The organism is Plantactinospora sp. CA-290183, from assembly GCF_050936375.1.
GTDB lineage: Bacteria > Actinomycetota > Actinomycetes > Mycobacteriales > Micromonosporaceae > Plantactinospora.
Map to the genome: position 1 here is coordinate 49,156 of NZ_JBNJMX010000005.1, position 17,550 is coordinate 66,705.

15 protein-coding genes and 2 pseudogenes are annotated in these 17,550 nt (G+C 74.3%); 9 read left to right on the top strand and 8 right to left on the bottom strand.

Features of this window, described 5'->3' with window-relative positions; genetic code table 11:
* Window positions 1–60 precede the first annotated feature (60 nt).
* Window positions 61–2,463 carry a hypothetical protein gene (locus tag ACQEUR_RS12355; RefSeq protein ID WP_433029616.1) on the top strand — a complete coding sequence of 801 codons (2,403 nt, stop codon included), beginning with the start codon at window positions 61–63 and terminating at the stop codon, window positions 2,461–2,463.
* 39 nt (window positions 2,464–2,502) lie between these two features.
* Window positions 2,503–2,616 (top strand): annotated as a pseudogene (locus tag ACQEUR_RS12360) (IS481 family transposase); the annotation flags it as partial.
* On the opposite strand, the gene ACQEUR_RS12365 reads toward ACQEUR_RS12360, so the two are convergent.
* Complete coding sequence (locus tag ACQEUR_RS12365; protein WP_433029618.1) at window positions 2,602–3,057, bottom strand: hypothetical protein; 456 nt, start codon at window positions 3,055–3,057, stop codon at window positions 2,602–2,604. The pseudogene ACQEUR_RS12360 and the gene ACQEUR_RS12365 overlap by 15 nt on opposite strands.
* 239 nt (window positions 3,058–3,296) lie before the next feature.
* On the opposite strand from ACQEUR_RS12365, the gene ACQEUR_RS12370 reads away from it, so the two are divergent.
* Window positions 3,297–6,188 (top strand): tetratricopeptide repeat protein, encoded by a 2,892-nt coding sequence (locus ACQEUR_RS12370; protein ID WP_433029620.1) that lies wholly within the window; start codon window positions 3,297–3,299, stop codon window positions 6,186–6,188.
* Between the two features lie 15 nt (window positions 6,189–6,203).
* Here the strand turns inward: ACQEUR_RS12370 and ACQEUR_RS12375 are convergent, their stop codons facing one another.
* Entirely contained in the window at window positions 6,204–6,932 is a 729-nt protein-coding gene (locus tag ACQEUR_RS12375; RefSeq protein ID WP_433030025.1) for a response regulator, read from the bottom strand.
* Between the two features lie 731 nt (window positions 6,933–7,663).
* Window positions 7,664–8,491 (bottom strand): annotated as a pseudogene (locus tag ACQEUR_RS12380) (sensor histidine kinase); the annotation flags it as partial.
* A 154-nt stretch (window positions 8,492–8,645) separates the two neighbouring features.
* Between ACQEUR_RS12380 and ACQEUR_RS12385 the strand changes: the two are divergent.
* The 5 genes from ACQEUR_RS12385 (at window position 8,646) to ACQEUR_RS12405 (ending at window position 13,142) form a co-directional block, all read left to right on the top strand.
* Window positions 8,646–9,545: an ABC transporter ATP-binding protein gene (locus tag ACQEUR_RS12385; RefSeq protein ID WP_433029622.1), complete on the top strand. Its 900-nt coding sequence runs from the start codon at window positions 8,646–8,648 to the stop codon at window positions 9,543–9,545.
* Entirely contained in the window at window positions 9,542–10,384 is an 843-nt protein-coding gene (locus ACQEUR_RS12390) for an ABC transporter permease (protein WP_433029624.1), read from the top strand. Before ACQEUR_RS12385 ends, ACQEUR_RS12390 begins: the two co-directional genes overlap by 4 nt.
* Before the next feature lies 1 nt (window position 10,385).
* Entirely contained in the window at window positions 10,386–11,063 is a 678-nt protein-coding gene (locus tag ACQEUR_RS12395) for a YqeB family protein (protein WP_433029626.1), read from the top strand.
* A 77-nt stretch (window positions 11,064–11,140) separates the two neighbouring features.
* Window positions 11,141–12,373: a serine hydrolase domain-containing protein gene (locus ACQEUR_RS12400; protein WP_433029628.1), complete on the top strand. Its 1,233-nt coding sequence runs from the start codon at window positions 11,141–11,143 to the stop codon at window positions 12,371–12,373.
* Between the two features lie 136 nt (window positions 12,374–12,509).
* Entirely contained in the window at window positions 12,510–13,142 is a 633-nt protein-coding gene (locus ACQEUR_RS12405; RefSeq protein WP_433029630.1) for a hypothetical protein, read from the top strand.
* Here ACQEUR_RS12405 and ACQEUR_RS12410 read toward each other — a convergent pair.
* The 5 genes from ACQEUR_RS12410 to ACQEUR_RS12430 form a co-directional block, all read right to left on the bottom strand.
* Entirely contained in the window at window positions 13,105–14,286 is a 1,182-nt protein-coding gene (locus ACQEUR_RS12410) for a hypothetical protein (protein ID WP_433029632.1), read from the bottom strand. The two genes, ACQEUR_RS12405 and ACQEUR_RS12410, sit on opposite strands and share 38 nt — an antisense overlap.
* 216 nt (window positions 14,287–14,502) lie before the next feature.
* Entirely contained in the window at window positions 14,503–14,721 is a 219-nt protein-coding gene (locus ACQEUR_RS12415) for a hypothetical protein (protein WP_433029634.1), read from the bottom strand.
* 5 nt (window positions 14,722–14,726) lie between these two features.
* Entirely contained in the window at window positions 14,727–15,209 is a 483-nt protein-coding gene (locus ACQEUR_RS12420; RefSeq protein ID WP_433029636.1) for a hypothetical protein, read from the bottom strand.
* Between the two features lie 279 nt (window positions 15,210–15,488).
* Complete coding sequence (locus ACQEUR_RS12425) at window positions 15,489–15,821, bottom strand: hypothetical protein (RefSeq protein WP_433029638.1); 333 nt, start codon at window positions 15,819–15,821, stop codon at window positions 15,489–15,491.
* A gap of 58 nt (window positions 15,822–15,879) precedes the next feature.
* Window positions 15,880–16,365, bottom strand: coding sequence for a hypothetical protein (locus tag ACQEUR_RS12430; RefSeq protein ID WP_433029640.1), 486 nt, complete (start codon window positions 16,363–16,365; stop codon window positions 15,880–15,882).
* 610 nt (window positions 16,366–16,975) lie between these two features.
* Between ACQEUR_RS12430 and ACQEUR_RS12435 the strand changes: the two genes are divergently transcribed.
* Window positions 16,976–17,515, top strand: a complete 540-nt coding sequence (locus ACQEUR_RS12435; protein ID WP_433029642.1) for a roadblock/LC7 domain-containing protein — start codon at window positions 16,976–16,978, stop codon at window positions 17,513–17,515.
* Window positions 17,516–17,550: the final 35 nt, after the last annotated feature.

A 17,550-nucleotide genomic window follows, 5' to 3' on the forward strand; every position in this document is an offset into this window, starting at 1 on the left:
CCAGGCGGCGGCGACCGGTACCGCCTGCCGGCGGGGACGTCACAGCCAGGTGGTCCCGCCATGCCGTTGCAGCGCTACGACACCGCCGCCGTGCCACGCCCGTCCGGGCTCGTGCCGCCGGTCGCCGACCTGACCGGGGTGACCGAACTCCGGCTGCACGGTGTCGGCGGCACCACCCCGGAGAACCTGCTCGGGGACGTCGCACCGCAGCTTGTCTCCGGCGACCGGATCGCCGGCTTCTACCGCACCGCCGACCTACCCGGCCGGCACGTCGAGGCGTACTCCTGGGGTGGGTTGACCTCGCGCAGCGGCGTCCGGGTGCTCTGGCTGCTGCTCTTTCCGTTCGCCCTGGCCAACGTGGCGGGTTGGATGTGCAGCGCGCGTACCCACGACAGCCCGGCCCGGTTCCGGCTGCACCGGGCGGCGGTGCGCTGGGCCGCGCTCGGTCTCACCCTCAACCTGCTGCTGATCGCCGCGATGACCGGCATGGAACTGCTCGGCTACCAGTGCGGCGGACAGCCGGCGTGCGCGGACGACACCTGGCCGCTGCGGCTGCTGCACGGGCCGCTGGTCGCCGGCCATCCGGCCCGGCGGATCCTGGCCGGCGCCGTGGTGCCGCTCGCCCTGGTGCTCCTGCTGGCGGTCCTGGCACTGCGCACGATCATCCGGTACGAGGCGACGAGTCCGCACCCGCCGGCGGCACGGCCGGCACAGCCGTCGGCCGGCGCGGCCCGGGCCCGGGTCGGCCTGGCCGACCCGACGTTCTGGGACGGCCAGCGCGCCGCGCTCGACCTGGGCTACCTGCACATCGCCGCCGGTTGCGGCTTCGTCGCCCTGGCGATCGCGCACACCGTACGCGAGAGCGCCCGGCTGGCCGGCGCACCGGTCGCCGTTCCGCTGCTCTGGCCGGCGGTGCTGGTTCTCGGCGGGCTGGTCCTGCTCGGCGCCGTGGTCTTCGTCGCCCTGGAGCGTTGCCCGGCGGCGGTGCCGGGGCTGCTGCTCGGTCTCGCTGGCGGCGCGGTCTGTCTGGCCGGCTGGTTCGCCGTCGCGCAGCCCGGCTACGTACAGCCGTTCGGCTACCTGCCCGGGATGCGCCCGGTCGCCAACCTGACCCTCGGCGCCGTCTTCGGCGCCCTGCTGCTGGTGCTGGTGGCCACCCTCCCCGGCGGCTGGCGCCGGGGGACGTTCCAGGTCTTCGGCCCGTTCGTCACGCTCACGCTCAGCGTCCTCGCGCTCAACGTCGTGCTGGTCAGCGTGATGAGCCGGGTCGCGGCGCTGACCGCCGAGGTGTCGACCCGGGTGCACCTGCCCGCCGGGCCGCCCGACCGGGTCGAGCTGTACGTCTACCCGATCATCGGAAAACTCGTGCACTACCTGACGGTGGTGCCGTTGGCGCTGGTCCTGCTCTTCACCGCCTACGAGCTGGTCAGCTACTGGCGGGCCGGGGCGGACCGGGCCGAGCGGGAGCGGATCCGGCGGTGGTACCGGGAGCACGTGCCGCGCCCCGCCGACGAGGACGCCTGGTGGCAGAGCACGGTGGCGGAGGAGCGGGTGGAGCGGCAGTGGTTGCTCCGGATGTGGCGGACCATGCTCGGCGCGGGTTGGGAGGCCCGGATCGCCCGCGCCCGCCGGTTCGCCCGGATGCCCCGCGACGTCGACAAGCTGCTCACCGCGATGGCGGTGACCGGGATGGTACTGCTGGTCGGCGAATCCAGGTGCGCTACGCCGTGCGCTCTAGCCGCACCTGGGGCACCCGAGCGGTGCCCGCACCTCGGCAGCTACCTGGCGTCCGGCATCCCGTTCCTGCTCATCCTGGTGCTCCGCCGGGGTTGGCGGGACCTGCACAGCCGGCGGCGGATCGGCGTGCTCTGGGACATCCTCACCTTCTGGCCGCGCGCGTACCACCCGTTGGCCCCGCCCTCGTACCCGGAGCGGGCGGTGCCGGAGTTGCAGCAGCGGCTGTGGCGCATCCACGACAGCGGCGGCCGGGTGGTGCTCGCCGCGCACAGTCAGGGCACGGTGCTGGCCGCCGCCGCGCTGCTCCAGCCGGAACACCGGCCGGGCGACGACGTGGTCGCCCTGGTCACCTTCGGTTCGCCGCTGACCACCCTGTACGGCTGGGCGTTTCCGGCCTACTTCGGGGCGCCGGTGCTGCGGCGGCTCGCCCCGACCGGCGAGAACCCGGCCACCGCCGTCCACGCCTGGCGCAACTTCCACTACCGGACCGACTACATCGGCGGTGCGGTCTTCGGCGCGGCGGAACCGTCCGGTGTGGACGAGGAGCTGCCGGACCCGGGCACGAGCTGGTACGTGCACGGCCAGTCGGCCCCGGCCGCGACCCGGCACTCCGGCTACTGGGTCGACCCGGCGGTGTGGCGCGCCGTCGACGAGTACGCCGAGGCGGTCGCCGCCGCCGGCCGTATCCCGCGCCAGGGGGAAGCGGCGGTGCGCCCGGCCCGGTAGGGCCCGTCCCGTTCATCCGCCGTTACGAACGCGACCGCCCCACCCGAACTCATCCACGTCGACGTCAAGAAACTCGGCCGGCTCCGCGACGGCGGCGGTTGGCGTGTTCACGGCCGCGACAGCCAGCAACGCCGCTGGTCAACGGGACCGGACCGACCGGCCTGCCACACCGTCCGGCCGGGTGGCCGCCCGGATCGCGACGACGCTGGCCAGCGCCCCGAGCAGGGCGAGCGGTCCGCCGAGCCCCGGTACGGGCCGCACCAGCGGCACGATCGGTCCGAAGAACGTGCCGGCGTCGTCGTACCGGCGCAGCAGCGCGACCGCACAGAGCAGGGTGGCGGCACAGAGCACCAGCCCGGTGACCAGCAGGGTCCGGCGGCCGGGACCGGCGGCACGCCCCCGGGTGGCCGCCCGGAACACCGTCCAGCCGGCGTGCCCGTGCATCAGCGCCGCCACGCCCAGGTACCAACTCCAGCCAGGGAGTCGATGCAGGGCGATCTCGTACTGGCCGTAGTGCGCCCACGGCGCCAGCAGCGCGCCGACGGTGGCGGCGACGCCGAGTCGGGCGGCGGCGCGACCCAGACCGACACCCACCGGTCCTCCTCCCCGCAAACCTCCGCCAGGCCCGTGGGCGCGCGGCGGAGACATCGACGTTCCCTTCGAAGCTACCAACCGACCGCCGGGAGGGGCCGCCGTGGCGGAGGAGACAGAACGGGCCCATCGGGACGAATGGGCTCGACGATTCTGACCACAGAGAGTAACTGGATCTCTACCCTGAGGGGATACCCGGTATCCGTACGGAGGGACCGAGCGCTGACCCATCGGTGGTCGAGATGCCTCATCGAGCCAGAAGACCGTCCCACGGCATCCAGCGGTCCGAGCAGTGGGAGCAACCCGCACCCCGGCGGATCGGCATCGAGTCCCGCGCCGCCCCGGCCGCGCTACCGGTGCCCCGGATCGGCCGTTCCCTGCTGCTGAAGACCCTCAGCACGGTCGCCCTGCTCGGCGTGCTCGTCTGGGCCGGGCGCGAACACCTGCACCCGAGCCGCCCCGGCTCCTGGCTGCTCACCCCGCTGGACGGGCTGACCGTGGTCTTCGGCGGCACCGCACCGCATCCGACCCGGCTGCGCCTCGGCATCGTCATCCTCGCCGTCGCCTGCTTCGCCGCCTGGCGGCACCACCGTCGGGTCCGGCTCGCGTACCAGCCGGGCCCGGTGGACGTGCACGAGTTCACCGACGCCACCCCGGACCACACCGGCCCGGTCGACGACCTGAAGAGCCAGTTCTGCCAGCGGCTCTCCGAGACCCACATCTACCCCCCGTACGCCGGGCCGGCCGACCCGCCGCCGGAGAGCTTCCTCGACGTGGCCAGCGGGGTCGACCCGAAGACCACGAACCCGCTGGCCATGCTCCTGCAGATGCTCCCCCGGCTCTGGCCGAAGATCGGCTACCGGGTCACCGGGGTGCTGCAGAAGCGGACCCAGGAGCCCTGCTACGGCGTCTCCGCCACCGTCACCTCCTTCCTCGGCGGCGGCCGGAGCACGATGACCACACAGTGGGGCAGCACCTGGGAGGAGGCGACCCGGCGCACCGCGTACTGGGTGCTCGCCACGATCCTGCCGGTGACCCGGCTGGGCCGCGCGGCGCCGTGGCGGAACTGGTGTGGCCGGGAGCTGCCGGCGGACCTCTTCGCCGCCTACAACAAGGGCAAGGAGTTGCAGGACCGGCGGCAGTTCGACGAGGCGCTCTGGTACTACGCCGAGGCGCTCAAGCTGGACCCGTTCAACGCCGACCTGCGGATGATGGTGGCGAGCGTCCAGGAGGAGATGGGACTCTTCCTCGACGCGCTGGACACCTACCAGTCCGCGCTGGTGCTGCGCGAGCCGGGCGGCTGGTACGACGCCCACATCTGGACCACCCGCGGCGACCGGCTCCGCGACCTGCCCCGGCACGTGTTCGGCACGCTCCGCTACCTGCGCCGCCGACCCGACTCGATCAAACTCCGCTACCAGTACGCCTGCACGCTCGCCTACACCGAGCGGACCGTGCACCAGTGGTTCAAGCAGGACGGGGTCGGCGCCCGGGAGAAGGTACGCCGCCAGATGCGCCAACGCCTGGAGAAGGCGTTCGTGGACCGGTACTGGCCGGTGGCGGCGAGCTTCGCCGACGCGCCCGGTGAGCCGGCCGCGAAGGAGTGGCTGCGCCGGGTGCTGCGGGGGTTCCCGGAGGCGACCACGGTGGTGTTCCAGATCGCCGCCGCGCAGGAGCTGTACCGGCTGCGGGAGGACGCCGTACTCGGGTGGTTCGTCCGGGCCACCCGCTCGGAGGTGACGCACTCCGCGTTGCTGCTGCTGCGGGACGTCTGGGCACCACTGCGGCTGGCGAAGGCGTGGCACGACTGGGCGGTGCTCGGCTGGGCCCCGGTGCGGCGGGCCGGGCCGGGGAGCGCCGACGCCCGGCCGGCCCGGGGCGTCACCGGGCCGACGGGGCCCCTGGAGGACGGTGGGTGCCTGGCCGGCTGGTGGCGGCGCGGGCCACGGCGGCGGGCCAGGACCCTGATGCGGGAGTGGCCGTGTGGCGGCGTACTGCTGGACCGGGCGATCCGCCGGGCGCAGCGCCGGCGGTGGCCGGGGCAGCCGCTGCGCTCCTTCGACTTCTACAACGCGGCCTGCACCTACGGCTTCGCGCTCAAGGGCTACTTTCCCGACCAGGACGTGGCTCCCCCGGCGCACATCTCCGCCGCCGGCCGGGCGCTCTGGCTGGGCCGCCGGCTGATCTCCGACGCGCTGCCGCTGGCCCACCCGCCCCGCCGGCACCGCCGGCCGGGCGCCGCGCCCGGCGGCGGGGCGTACCGGGCGGACGAGCCGGGCGGAGACCCGCACCCGTTGCCGCCGCCGGTCGCGCCCCTGGTGGAGAAGGCGGTCGAGCAGCTGCGCGCCGCGCTGGCCTGCACCGAGAGCGGGGTCGCGGCGGACCGGTTGCGCCGGTGGATCCTCAGCAGCGAGCCGGACCTGGCCCCGCTGCGGCGGTTGCAGGACTTCGGGTACTTCGAGGAGGAGGTGTACCCGAGCCTGAGACTCGTCTTCCCCCGCCCCGACAAGGTGATCAACTCGCGGATGTCGGCGTACGCGAAGCAGCTCGTCTGCCAGGGCGCGGTGCTGCTCGAACAGACCTGGCACGACCGGGCCCTGCCGCCGCAGACCGCCGACCCGCACCAGCTCATCCGCTGGCTGGACCGGGACGCGGAGACCTGGGACGTGCTCTGCCGGATCGCCCTCGACCACGCCCGGTACTGGCGGGACCGGGCCGACTTCATCCGCCTGGTACGCGAGGCGGTCGACCCGATCCGGATCGCCGAGAACCACTTCCCGCCGAACATCCCGCGCTTCGACGACCTGATGCTCTCCGGGGCCGACCGGCTGGTCGGGGACGGCACCCGCCCCGAGGAGAACGTGGAACGGCTCGCCCGGCTCAACATCGCGCTGGTGGACCGCCGGCTGAACGCGATCCACCAGGCGGTCGCCGAGCAGGCCGGGGACGGCAGCCTGCGGGCCCGGCGCCGGCTGGCCGGAATGGACTTCCGTGGCGAGCCGCTGCGCGGCGACGAGGCGCAGGCCATCTGCACCCGGCAGGCCGGCCGGTGGCACCAGGTCGCCGAACGGATGCGGGAGACCGGGCCGATGGTGGACACCAGCGGCCTGGACGCCGCACATCCCCGGGACTGACGCGCCGGTCGCCCGCTAGACCAGCTCGGCGTCGTGCACCAGCAGGGCCACCTGCACCCGGTTGCTCAGCTCCAGCTTGGTCAGCAACCGCGAGACGTACGCCTTGACGGTGGCCACGCTCATGAAGAGCGCGGCGGAGATCTCCGCGTTGGACCAGCCCTGGCCGATCGCGACCGCCACCTCGCGTTCCCGGGCGCTGAGCCCGGCGAGCAGCCGGGTCGCCCGGTCCCGTCGCTGGTCGGCGTCCCGACGCCCGGGAGTGCCCGGTCCGGTGACGTGCGCGATGAGCCGCCGGGTCACGGTCGGAGAGAGGGTCGCCTCCCCGGCCGCCACCCGGCGGACCGCCTGGACGATCTCGGCCGGTGGGGTGTCCTTGAGCAGGAAGCCTCCGGCCCCGGCGCGCAGCGCCCGCAGTACGTACTCGTCGGCGTCGAACGTGGTCAGCACCAGCACCTCGGGCGGCTGCGGCGTACGGCGCAGCGCCTCGGTGGCGGCCAGCCCGTCCATCCGGGGCATCCGGATGTCCATCAGCACCACGTCGGGGCGGTGCGCGGCGACCGCGGCGAGCACCTCCGTGCCGTCCGACACCTCGGCCACCACCCGCAGGTCCGGTACGCCGCCGAAGATCATCGACAGGCCGGCCCGGACCAGGGCGTCGTCGTCCACGATCAGCACCCGTACCGGTTGTGGCGGCGTGGCACCGTCCGCCTCCGCCTCCCCGGTCATGCCGCCCACGGTAGCCAGGCCCCGAGCCGGAAGTCCCCGCAGTCCGTACGCCCGTGCTCCAACCAGCCACCGAGCAGCGAGGCCCGCTCGGCGAGCCCGACCAGCCCGGTGCCGGTCCCCGGGATCGGCGGCGCGGCGGGCTGGCCGACCGGCCACGGGTTGCGGACCTCGACCCTGAGCCCCAGTCCGGGCCGCCCGGAGACCCGCACCGTCACCACGGCGGCCGGCGCGTGCTTGCGGGCGTTGGTCAGCCCCTCCTGCACGATCCGGTACGCCGCCCGTCCGATCCCGGCCGGCGGCGCCTGCCCCCCGGCAAGGTCGGTGCGCAGTTCCACCCGCATGCCGGCGTCGCCGGACTCGCCGACCAGCGCCGGCAGGTCGTCCAGGGTCGGCTGGGGACGCTCCGGTACCGCCGCCGCCCGGCGCCCCGGTGCGGACCCGGCACCCGCCACCGCACCGGTCGCCGCCACACCCGTCGCCGCCGCGCCGGTCACCACCGCAGCGGAATGCGTCGCACGGGACGGCACCGGGCCGGAGAGCGACAGGCCGCCCGCCGCCGCCCCGCCGGACGGTTCCGCAGCGGGGCCGGACCCGGCCGACGGTCCCGCGCCGGGCGGGGCGGCCACGGACGCGGACGCCAGCGGCGGATAGGGCGGATCCGGCCCGTACTTCTCCCGCAGCCCGGCGCTGGTCCCGGGCCCCAGCGGCGACCCGGCGGGCTGGCCGAGGTCCGGATCGGGCTCCGGCGGTTCCTCCCGGAGCACCCCGATCACCTCCCGCAGGTCCTCCAGCGCCTGGTGGGCGCTGGTCCGGATCACCCCGGCGGCCCGGGCGATCTCCTCCGGCGGCGCGTCCGGCCGGAACTCCAGCGCCCCGGCGTGCAGGCTCAGCAGCGAGATCCGGTGCGCCAGCACGTCGTGCATCTCCCGGGCGATCCGGGTCCGCTCCATCCGCCGGGCCCGGTCCACCCGCAACCGCTGCTCGGCCTCCGCCCGGTACGCCCGGTCCTGCCAGGAGAGCACGAGCTGCCGGCGGGCCCGGATGAACATCCCCCAGGCCAGCGTCGAGCCGGTCAGCACCCCGCTGAGCGCCATTCCCACCCATGGCCCGTCGACCGGGTTGGGATTGCGGAACTCGTAGAGCACCGCCACCGCGAAGTGCGCCGCGACCAGCGGCCCGGCCACCGCCAGGCGGCGGTGCACCACCGCGGTGAGCACGATGACCAACGTGGCGATCCCCGACGGGGTGGAGAAGAGCGCCACCGGCAGCGCGGCGACGGAGAGCGCCACCGGCCAGCGGCGGCGTACCCACAGCGCCAGGCAGAGCGTGCCGGTCAGCACCGCGTCGATCACCACCGCCAGCGTCGAGTCGGCCCGGTCCGCCACCAGCACCGGCTGGGGGCGCAGCACGTCCCAGAAGGCGATCACCGCGTAGCCGGTGGCGATCAGGAAGCAGAGCGTGTCGACGATCCAGTCCCGGGTCGAGCGCCGGGGCCGGCGGCCGGTGGTGGCCGGATCCGCCGTGAGCGTGCCGGGCAGCAGCCAGGGATGGTCGGGCAGCGCCGGCAGAGCGGTCATCAACCCATGCTAGAAACCCGTCCCGACCCCCGGACACCTACCAAAGTCGACGCCGGCCACCGGCCGAAGGTCGACGCCGGAAATCGCCGAAAGGTCACCCGGGCTCGACCGCCGGCCGCAGCGCCGGCCCGGCCGCCACCGCCAGGCTGAGCGCATGATCCGAGTCGAAGGCCTGACCAAACGGTACGGCCGGCACACCGTCGTCGACGACCTCTCCTTCAGCTGTGAACCGGGCACCGTGACCGGCTTCCTCGGCCCGAACGGAGCCGGCAAGTCCACCACCATGCGGATGATCTGCGGCTTAACCCCACCGTCCGCCGGCACCGCCACCATCGAGGGGACGGACTACCGGCGGTTGCCGAATCCGGGTCGCCGGGTCGGGCTGCTGCTGGACGCCGCGGCGCAGCATCCCGGGCGCACCGGCCGGGAGACGCTGCTGCTCTCCGCGCTCACCATGGGGGTGCCCCGACCCGAGGTCGCGCGCCGCCTCGACCAGGTCGGGCTGAACGCGGTCGCCGCCCGGCGGCGGGTCCGGGCGTACTCGTTGGGGATGCGACAGCGGCTCGGCCTGGCCCAGGCGCTCCTCGGCGACCCGCGGGTGCTCATCCTGGACGAGCCGGCGAACGGGCTCGATCCGGAGGGCATCTACTGGATGCGCGGCCTGCTCCGCGAGTTCGCCGACCGGGGCGGCACGGTGCTGCTCTCCTCGCACCTGCTCCGCGAGGTGGAGGCGGTGGCCGACCGGCTGGTGGTGATCGGCGCCGGCCGGGCCGTCGCGCAGGGCAGCAAGGACGAGCTGCTGGCCGCCGCCGGAACGCTGGTCCGGGCCGGCGACCCGGCGGCCCTGCGCGCCGCGCTCGACCGGGCCGGCCTGCCGGTCACCGGCGCGAGCGACGGTGGCCTGCTGGTACGCGCCGAGGCCGGCGCCGTCGGCCAGGCCGCTGCCGACGCCGGCGTGGCGCTGCGGGAACTCCGCCCCGCCGAGAGCGCCGGGCTGGAACAGATCTTCCTCACCCTGACCGCTGGTGATTCTGTCCGGGAGGCCGTGAAATGAGCGACCGCAGCACCTCGACCACCTCGTCCGCCTCCGCCAACCCGACCGCACCGATCTCGACGGGGCGTCCGGCGGGGCCGGATCCGTCGTCGGAGCCGCCGTCGCTGCTCCGGCTGACCGGTGTGGAGCTGCGCAAGCTCGCCGACACCCGGGCCGGCTACTGGCTGCTGATCACCGTCGCCCTGGTCTCGGCCGGCATCGTGGCTGTGCTGCTGGTCTTCGCTCCGACCGCCGAGCAGCGGTTCGGGAACTTCTTCGCCCTGTCCCAGTTCCCGGTCGGCATCCTGCTGCCGATCCTCGGCATCCTGCTGGTCACCAGCGAGTTCTCCCAGCGCACCGCGCTCACCACGTTCGCGCTGGTACCCCGGCGGCAGCGGGTGATCGCGGCCAAGGTGGCCGCCGGGCTGGTCGCGGCCCTGCTCTCGGTCCTGGTGAGCCTGGCGACCGCCGCCACCGGGACCCTGGTCGCCACGCTCACCGGGGCGGACGACGCCTGGTCGACGAGCCTGACCGCGGTCGGGGGCGCGGCGGTGTTCCAGATGGTCAACGTGCTGATGGGCATCGCGTTCGGGCTGCTGTTCCAGAACACCCCGCTGGCCATCGTGCTCTCCCTGGTGCTGCCGATCGCCTGGTCGATGCTCGGCGAGATGATCAGCGGGCTGCGCGAGGCCGCCCGGTGGCTCGACACCGGTCTCACCACGGCGCCGCTGATCGAACCGCCGACGGCCGGCGAGCTCGGTGCCGGTCAGTGGGCCCGGCTCGGCGTCTCGGTCGCGGCCTGGGTGCTGGTACCCCTCGTCGCCGGCGCGGTCCGGACGCTGCGGCGGGAGGTGTCCTGAGATGCCGACCGTGGTGGCCGAGCGGCGACTCGTGGTGGCCGGGGTCTGGCTGCTCTTTCCGCTGATCGGCGCCGCCGCCGGTGGGCTGCTGCGCTGGTCGGTGGAGTGGCTGGACTGGGTGCGCTGGAAGCCGGTGCGCGGAGTGGTCCGGCTGGTGGAATCCTTCGACGAGCCGTGGGCCACGGCCGGCGCGCTGCTCCTCGGCGCGCTGGCCGGCCTGGCCGTCGCCGTCATCGCGGCCGTGGAGCGGCTGACCGTCACGATCGGCGACGACGGGGTACGGCTGGCCCGCTCCGGCACCGGGCGGTACGTGGAGCGGCGCCGGATCGAGGCGGTGTTCGTGGACGGCAGGCAGCTCGTGCTGCTCGGCGCCGGCACCGCGGAACTGGCCCGGGAGTCCTCGGACCTGCCCGCGCAGCGGCTTCGGGAGGCCTTCCTGACGCACGGCTACCCCTGCCTGGCCGGGGGTGACCCGCACCGGGACGAGTTCCGGCGCTGGGTGGAGGGCGCCCACGGCCTGCCGCCGGGCGCGGAGCCGCTGCGGGCCCGGCAGCGCGCCCTGGAGAAGGACCAGAAGGCGGACGTCGCGGAGCTGCGCGCCGAGCTGGCCCGGCTCGGCGTGGTGGTGCGGGACGAGCGGAAGCGGCAGTACTGGCGTCCGGGCGGACCGCCGGGATAAACCCCGGAACGGGTGTGCCGACCGCGACACTTCCGGGTCGTTGCCGCCGTTTCCGACCCGGCAGTAGGGTTCCGCGGGTGAGCCTTCAGCGCAGTGTGGACCCGGATCAGGTGGGTTTCGACCCGGCGAGGCTGGCCCGCATCGACGGCCACTTCGGCCGGTACGTGGACGCCGGGCTGCTCGCCGGCTGGCAGATCGTGGTGACCCGGCGCGGCGAGATCCCGTACGCCTCGACGTACGGGGTGCGGGACCGGGAGGCCGGTGCTCCGGTCGACCCGGACACGCTCTGGCGGATCTTCTCGATGACCAAGCCGATCACCTCGGTCGCCGCGATGATGCTCTGGGAGGAGGGCCGGTTCCAGCTCACCGACGAGATCAGCCGGTGGCTGCCCGAGTTCGCCGACGTGCGGGTCTACCAGCGGGGGTCCGCTCAGCAGCCGTACACGGTGCCGGCGGTGGAGCCGATCCGGGTGTGGCATCTGCTCTCGCACACCGCCGGGCTGACGTACGGCTTCCTGCAGACGTCGGTGGTCGACGGCCTCTACCGGGCCGCCGGCCACGACCTGTTCTGGCCGGAGGGCTGTGACCTGGCAGGCGCCTGCGCGACCTGGGCCCGGCTGCCGCTGCTCTTCGAGCCCGGCACCGCCTGGGGCTACTCGGTCGCGACCGACGTGCTCGGCCGGCTGGTCGAGGTCGTCTCCGGGCAGTCGCTGGACGCCTTCCTCGCCGAGCGGGTGCTCGGTCCGCTCGGGATGACCGACACCCGGTGGTGGGCGGAGGGCGCCGACGCGCAGCGGCTGGCCGCCTGCTACACCCCGATGCCGGGGACCGGTCGGGCGGTGCGCGTCGACGCCGTCGGGGACCGCGCGCTGGTCAAGCCGGACCTCTTCTCCGGCGGCGGCGGTCTGCTCAGCACGGCCGCCGACTACCACCGGTTCACCCAGTTCCTGCTGCGCGGCGGCGAGTTGGACGGGGTACGCCTGCTCGGGCCGCGCACGGTGCGGTTCATGGCCCGCAACCACCTGCCGGGCGAGCGGGACCTGGCTGCGCTCTCCACCGGCGGGTTCGCCGAGACGACGCTGGAGGGGATCGGTTTCGGGCTCGGCTTCGCGGTCGTCCAGGACCCGGTGCCCAGTCGGGTGCCGAGCAGCGTCGGCGAGTTCTACTGGGGCGGTGCGGCGAGCACGGCGTTCTGGGTCGACCCGGTGGAGGAGATCACCGCGCTCCTCTTCACCCAGCTGGTCCCCTCCAGCACCTATCCGCTCCGTGCTGAGCTGCGCCAACTCGTCTACTCGGCGCTGGTCGACTGACCCGGGCCGGTTCGCCCCGGCCGGGACCGGCCTCCGGCGGCGGCTCCGGGCGGTCGCCCGGGTGGACGTTCCGCCCCCGGCGGGACCGGCCGGTCGGGGGTAGCGTGCACCGTGATCGCTTCCGGGGGAGGTCAGGATGCCGATGAGACCGAAGCGGGTGAGCCTGCTGGACATCGGGCTCGACTCGTCGTTCGACGCCGCGATGACGTTCGTGCAGTCGACGTTGCAGAACATCAACGCCGAGCACCCGCATCCGGTGGTCGACATCGACTTCGTCCGGTCCCGCGACCCGGACACGGTGCTGACCGCCTTCACCGCCTCCTGCGACGTGCTGCACGTGATGGCGCACGGCGACCACAGCAGCACCCCGACCTTCGCCAGCAGCGACGGACGGACCAAGATCTCGTTGGAGGCGCTGGGCGAGGAGGCGGCCAGCCGGGGCCGGGGCATCTCGGCGCACGCGATCCTCGCCGACGGCTGCAAGACCGGGACCGGTGCCTGGCAGAAGGCGGTCCGGGACTGCCTCCAGGACGAGGTGACCTACATCGGCACCTCCGCCCAGATCGGCTGGCACGAGAGCGGCGTCTTCTGCTCGGCCTTCTACGGCGCCCTGTTCCGCAACCGGGGGCGCGGGATGAGCCCGGCGGAGCAGGCCCAGGACGCGGCCGAGCGGGCGATCGAGGCGTACACCCTGCTGACCGACCGGAACTGTCCGTTCCGGGTGCTCACCCTCAGTCCGAGCCGATGGGCCCGGATGGCACTCGCCTGAATCCGGTGCGCTCCGGCCGCCGCCGCCGGGGTGCCGGGACGGCCGACGACGCCGAGGTGGGCGCGGGGATCGCCCGCTGCCAGTAGTCGAGGGTCGGCAGCCGGTCCCAGCCCACCTCGCGGCGGCGGGACGCGGCGGCGGCGCACCGCGCCTGCCAGCTCCACTGGTTGAGCTGTACGGAGGGGCCGGTCAGTTCGGCCCGCAGGTCGAGCAGGACGTCCACGGAGTGCCGGGCCGCCAGCGGGGCGCGCTGCTCCTCGGGCAGCCGGGCGAGCCAGCCCAGGTCCCGGCCGTCGCAGGTGGCGCAGCGGCACTGCCACATGCCGTTGTCGGGGTGCCGGCGCCGGGTCGCCTCGATCTCGGTCAGCGGCTGGTGGGAGAGGCACTGCCGGACCAGGGCCGACGGTCCGTGGCCGTGTGTCGGCGGGTGGTGGCCGGGCGGCCCGGCGGGCAGGTCGAGCTGGCGCAGGGCGGAGTCCGTGCCGATTGCCGCAGCGGCGGCGCCGGAGCAGAGCGCGCCGAGCGCCGAGAGGCCGGCCCGGAGCAGCAGCACCGGTACGTCGCAGCGGAGCAGGTGGAGCAGGCCGACCAGCGCCGCCGTGCCGTCGACGGGGTCGGGTGGGCGTTCCACGATCACCGCGACCGGTACGCCGACCGCGTTGACGTACCGGAGCAGGGCGTTCCGGGCGTACCGGTCGGCGAGCCAGCCGGGGTGCACGGGCAGCACGGCGGTGGCGTCGCCGAGTCGGGCGGCGCCTTCGAGGATCCCCACCAGCCCGGTCATGTCGTCCGGGGCGAGGTAGCCGGAGTCGGTGAGCACGGGCAGCCCGAGGTCCCGCTGGCACTCGATCCACCGCCGGTCGAAGCCGGCGGAGGCGGGGAGCCGACCCGCACCGGCGTACCGGGCCGCGTCGAGCAGCACCGGACGGCGGTAGTGGTCGACTTCCAGCAGGTGCCGGACCCGGCCGAGGCAGCCGCGCAGGTTGTCGCGTTCGGCGGTGACGACCAGTCCGCTGCCGGGCCGGTCGGCGACCTCGGCGGCGCGGGTGACCTGACTGGTCCGGCACTGCAGGAGCAGTCTCCGGTCCTGATGGTCGCCGCTCGATCCGCTGCCCGTGGCTCGTTCGTCCGGTTCCCGCGTCACTGACCCCACCCGCCGATCACAACCAGACCACTGGTCAGGTCGAATAGATCACGTTGAGTGTGTGAATCGTAACGTCGAGCAACCGCAATGGAACGGCTCAGCCGCTCCTTTGGCAGATGACGAGAAGAGCCGCCGACACGCGGTGAGAGACTTGCCGTGCCAGTGCGGAGAGGTCCGAGTGCCGCCCGAGACCGGCCCGGTCAGGCCCGGCGACCGTCAGGTCGCCATCTCCCGCCACTCCGGCCGGCCACCGAGCCAGGCGTCGGCGAGGATCCGCGCGGACGACTCACCGGGGCACTGCTGCACCTTCGACCGACCACCGATGCCGCCCATGAGGGCTTCGACCTCCCACCGATGCCCATCCGTGCGGATGTAGACATCGCGCCGGGCGCGCACGCCCCGATCACCGTTCCACCAGTGCCGTTCCACTCTCACGTCCATCACGCTATAGCACCGGACACGCGGCCACCACCGCCGAAAACGGCAGCTGACGCTGGGGTGATTGGCCAATGACCCGTTGTGACAGTGGCGCCGGCCCCTGTGGGCGCCGGCCCCGCCTCGGGGTCGCCGCTGGCGATCAACTCGTCGATCCGTGGCGCCGGCACGCCGTACCGGTCGAGGACCCGGCGCCCCCAGCGGTGCAGCCGACACGGGTGTACGCGTCGGTCGTGCCGGCAGATCGCCCCGGCGGGCGCGTGGGTCACCACCGCCCGCACCGCGAACCGGACGTCCTCCACGGTCACGTAGGGCGGCTGCGGCACCTCGACCAAACCGGCCGGCACCTCGACCAAACCGGCCGGCACCTCGACCAAACCGGCCGGCACCTCGACCAAACCGGCCGGCACCTCGACCAACCCGGCCGGCTCCGCCGGCCGGTCCACACCGACCGGCTCGGCCAGGGCATCCACATCGGACGGTGACAATTCGTCCTCCACTCCAGGTCTGCGCGCCGGCCGCCCCGGGGCGCCACCGGCACGACGCTGGACCGGTGGCGCCGATCGGACACCGGCGCGCCGGTGCACCACGGTCGTGGGCGCGCCGGCCGTCGGCGCACCGCCGCCGCACCGGTCGGGACGGTCCCACCGGCGGTCGGGTACGCGGCGGCGGACCGACCAGCCGAGCGTGCCGCGCGCGCGGCGACCCGTGCCGGACAACCCGTCCGGGTACGCCGGAACGTGGCACACCGGTCGCGGCCGGACGGCTCAGCCGTCGGCGGCGGACCCCGGCTCCCCGGCGCGGCGCCGGACCCGGTCGGCGCGGGCGGCGAGCACCCGCCGGGCGTCGAGGTCGAGGCTCTCGATCGCCACCAGCGCGGCGAGCGCCACGTCGGCCAGTTCGGCGGCTACGTCGTCCCGGTCGTGGCTGACGCCCTTGCGCGGGTTCTGGCCGATCATGCCGATCCACGCCCCGGCCGCCTCGCCCGCCTCCTCGGCCACCTTCAGGACGCGGCAGGTCAACTCGGGGCGGTCCGCGCCGTTGGCCCGGTCCAACCAGGCGCGCAGGTCGCGGACCGCCGCCCAGATCGCCTCGCTCACCGGCCCACCGTACGGCCGCCCGCCGGGGTCCGGCCGGCGGCGCGCGGGTCGACGGGGCTCAGCCGGCCGGCGCGCGCAGGATCTCGGTGCGTCCGGCCGGCGCCCGCCAGACCTGGAGCAGGTACTCCTCCTCCACCCGGCCCGCGCCCGGCCCGTCCGGCGGCAGGTCCCGCCCCCGGGCGTGCACCCGGATCCGGTAGCTGCCCGGGCCCTGGAAGCTGATCCGGGGATAGTCCGTGCCGGCGCCCCGGCGCGATCCGAGGTAGGACTCGCCGACCGCCGTACGGTAGGAGATCTCGACCGCGTCGTCCCAGCCGGCGGTCTGCGGCACGGGGCGCCGGGCGTAGAGTTCGACGGCGAGGTTGACCCATCCGGCACCGCAGCCGGTACGCACCAGCGCCGCCCCCTCGGTCGCGCCGACCAGTCCGTTGTCCCGGGCGTTGGCCTGCCAGTGCCAGCGCGGCGGCGGGTCGGGGTCGGTGAGGCAGAAGCAGGACTCCTCCACCCGGACCAGCCCGACGCAGGCGACCACCGCCTCCGTCACCCGGTACTCCAACAGGGATCCCGCCCCGACCGGCATCAAGGCCGCTCACCCGTCCCGGTCGGGGCATCGGTGGACAACACAGCGCTCTCTCCGCTTCAGCACACTAAATAGTCACGTCCGTAAATGTCGCTCACCCGGCACTCTGGCACATCTGCTCCGGCTCCGTCCACTCCTCGGGGCCACCCGACCGGCCGGCGACTACTCTGCGTTCTGGTCACTGTGCGCAGTGGCGCTGAATGAGGGGCGACTGCCCAGGCCAGGCAAGATCGGACGGATCGCCCTGTTCCCTCGCGGACGGGTCAACAGTAAGTTAGCTGCACAGACAAATAACCGTCGTGAGAGATGAAACGCGCACGCCGGCGTGCAACCCTCGCTCCAGAGTGGCACGCGCGCGTCAGACCGGCCGCCGCCCACCGATGCCGACCGTCCAGTCAGTACGGCATCGAGGGCAGTGACGTTCAACGAAGAATGGAGGCACTGTCGGTGGCGAACCACCAGAACCGGCCGCTCAGTTTCCGCGCGGGCGACCCGCCCTCCCGCCGTACCGTCCCGGCCGCCGTCCGCCCGTGCGCCGCCCGCCCGCACCCGGGCGCCGAGGAGTGAGGCAGCCGTGACCCAGTTTCTGCCGGCCCCACCCGGTGTCGGCGTCGACCCGCTGCCCCGCCGTGCCCCGGGCGCCCGGCTCGACAGCGGTGGCGCCGAGATGATCCCCGAGACCGCCGCCGGTGCCGCGTTGCCGCCGGTCGCCGGCGCCACCGGGACCGGGCAACCGGGCCGGCGGGCCGTCCACTCCGAGCTGGGCACGCTCCGGGACCGCGTTCCGGGCGTACGCGGCTGCGTCCTCGCGGGGGTCGACGGACGCCTGATCGGCCACGACCTCGCCGTCGGCCCCGAACCGCTGGATCTCGCCGCCCTCGCCGCGACCACCTTCGGGGTCGGCCGCCAGTGCGGCCTGACCCTCCGGCAGGGCCCCCTGCGCGAACTCACGGTGCACAGCCACCAGGGCTACTTCACCGTGTACGAGGTGAGCGACGAGGTGCTGCTCGCCGTGCTCGGAGACGACCAACTGAACGTCTCCTGGCTGCACCTGGAGGCGCAACCGGTCGCCGAGCGCCTCGCTGACCTGCTGCACGTTGGCGGCACCACGTAGCAGCATGGGCTGGGGCCGGTGCCGGGTTCTCCCCG